Annotated in this window: 2 protein-coding genes; one reads left to right on the top strand and one right to left on the bottom strand. The window is 59.1% G+C overall.

All coding sequences use genetic code 11. The features are described from left to right. Positions 1–46 precede the first annotated feature (46 nt). Positions 47–1435 (bottom strand): type 2 periplasmic-binding domain-containing protein, encoded by a 1389-nt coding sequence (locus CHB90_RS25805; protein WP_141135993.1) that lies wholly within the window; start codon positions 1433–1435, stop codon positions 47–49. A gap of 236 nt (positions 1436–1671) precedes the next feature. On the opposite strand from CHB90_RS25805, the gene CHB90_RS25800 reads away from it, so the two are divergent. Beyond that, positions 1672–2052: a carboxymuconolactone decarboxylase family protein gene (locus CHB90_RS25800; RefSeq protein ID WP_089280545.1), complete on the top strand. Its 381-nt coding sequence runs from the start codon at positions 1672–1674 to the stop codon at positions 2050–2052. The last annotated feature ends 130 nt before the right edge of the window (positions 2053–2182 follow it).

Raw genomic sequence — 2182 nt, 5'->3', positions numbered from 1 at the left:
CCAGAGATCATCCAGGGGATTGCATTCAAAGACGGGATCAAACAACTTAACCAAGCCGCCTGATTACGCCATCACCAACTTTCGGGCATAGCTCTTCGGTCACATCGTGGCGCAACAGCAGGCTCTCTCCGCCTTTAAGCAGTTTGGTGGTGCGCAGAAATGTGGCGCCGTTGTTTAGTTGGATCTCGCGCGTAAGCCCATCGGCCCAGATTTCCTGCATTTGGCAGTCAATCCAGTCGTCCATCGAAACGCCGCCCAGATCTGCGCGGTCTTCTGCCAGCAATCCGCGCAGCGCTGTTTCGTACAGGTTGCCAACAGCCAGATGTCCGCTGACGGCGGCGGCGGTCGTCGCCGTGGCCTTGTTCACATATTTGATACGGCCGTCGCGCCCCACCAGGACGATTCCCATCGGAATCTTGTCGATCAGATCCTCGGCGATGTCGCGGCGCGCCTCATGCAGACGGCGCTGGTATCTATACCAGATACCGCCCCCCATTGCGAAGACGAGCCCGGCGCCGACCGCGCCAAGAATACTGGGCAACAGCGTGGCGATCCAGTTTGACGGCGAGTACAGCCAGGCCAGACCCAATTTGGTATCCCCCAGCGATGCGAGGGAACCGGGAATCACCGCGTTCAGGCGAAAAATTTGCGGGGAGAGACCAAGGCGAAAACCCGCCACGGGATCGACATCAAGGATTTCTGAACGGCCTTCGGTGAGACGGCGATTGAAACGTCGCTCTGCCTGCTCGTCGATCATGCGATGTCGTTCGTGCAGCGCCGCATCACTTCCGCCGGTGAGCGGGCCAAGGATCAGACCTGCGACGCTGGCATATGACACGGCTTGGACACGTCCCGATAGGCCGTTCCCGACGAGAGACAGATCTGTCGACAAAACGGCCAGACCTACTTTCGACCGATCGCTCACCGGCAGGGATTCGGCCTTGGTGTGCAGAGAGAAAGCGGGATTGGGGGCAGCCAACATCGGCAAACCGAAACTGCTCTTAACGGGTTTTTCGCGGCCAGTGGCGGTCATTGGGACTGGGTCAAGCCGCCCTTTGGCAGGCCCTGGGCGCCTGTTTCTTGCTGCCATTGCCACAAAGTGGACTTGCAATCCTGCGCGCTCGAACAGATGGCGCATCACCCCTACCGAAAACCTCGACAGCCGATCATCCGCGAGCGGACCGACACAGGGCACCTCATGGCTGAGACAGACGACCAGGGATGCGGACCCGGATTCCGACGCATAAACGCCCCGGTGGTTGCGCAATCTGTCCAATGCGCCATTTTGAATCAGACCGGGTCCCGGCGACCAGCCAACGGAAATGCGCTCACTCTCAGCCAGGGCGGATGAGAGTGGAAGCAACAGTAGCAGAGCCGTGCCAAGACCCCGGGCGAGGTCTGACACCCGCATCCAAATTTTCAGCCATTTGGCCATTTTCCGCGAAGGACTCCGACCACAATTTCTCCGGACCATGGGTAGTTGAATCGGGTTTCGACGGCGTTAATGGTTGCGCCCCCCTTGCGCCGCGACCGACTGGTTGAAAACGATCAGCGATCGGCTCGCACCGCTGGTGATCATTCCCGGAAGCCGCGTAAGTTCAAGGTATCCGGTTCCGCGCCTTTGGCGTCAGATTCCTGGGCCGTTTTACAAAGACACACGCAGGAGACCCCATGAGTACGTTTGACGAAGACCTCTTTCTCAAAGGCCTTGCACAGCGCAAGGCAACGCTGGGCGCGGATTATGTGGACAAGAACCTTGCCGCCGCCGATGACTTTACCCGCCCCTTTCAGGAAGCAATGACCGCTTGGTGTTGGGGGTTCGGTTGGGGGGACGATGTCATTGATGCCAAGACGCGCTCAATGATGAACCTCGCCATGATCGGTGCTCTGGGCAAGATGAGCGAATGGGAAACCCACTGTCGCGGCGCCGTGACCAACGGCGTGTCCACGGATGAGATCCGTGCCATCATCCATGTGATCGGCATCTATTGCGGTGTCCCGCAGGCGCTGGAGTGTTTTCGCGTGGCCCGCAAGGTTCTGGAAGCAGAGTAAGGCGGACACTCGATGCACGGCCACTTTGACGGCCAACGAGATATGGGCAAAAGTTGGTGATGCCTGATCAGGCGGCAGTTTGAAGTTGGCGGATCCCATCGCGGAACTCAACCCCCTGGATGATCTCGGG

This window comes from Antarctobacter heliothermus, assembly GCF_900188425.1.
In the GTDB taxonomy this organism is placed as follows: domain Bacteria; phylum Pseudomonadota; class Alphaproteobacteria; order Rhodobacterales; family Rhodobacteraceae; genus Antarctobacter; species Antarctobacter heliothermus.
The sequence above is the reverse complement of the archived record's forward strand: the minus strand, read 5'-3'. Positions and strand labels throughout refer to the sequence as shown.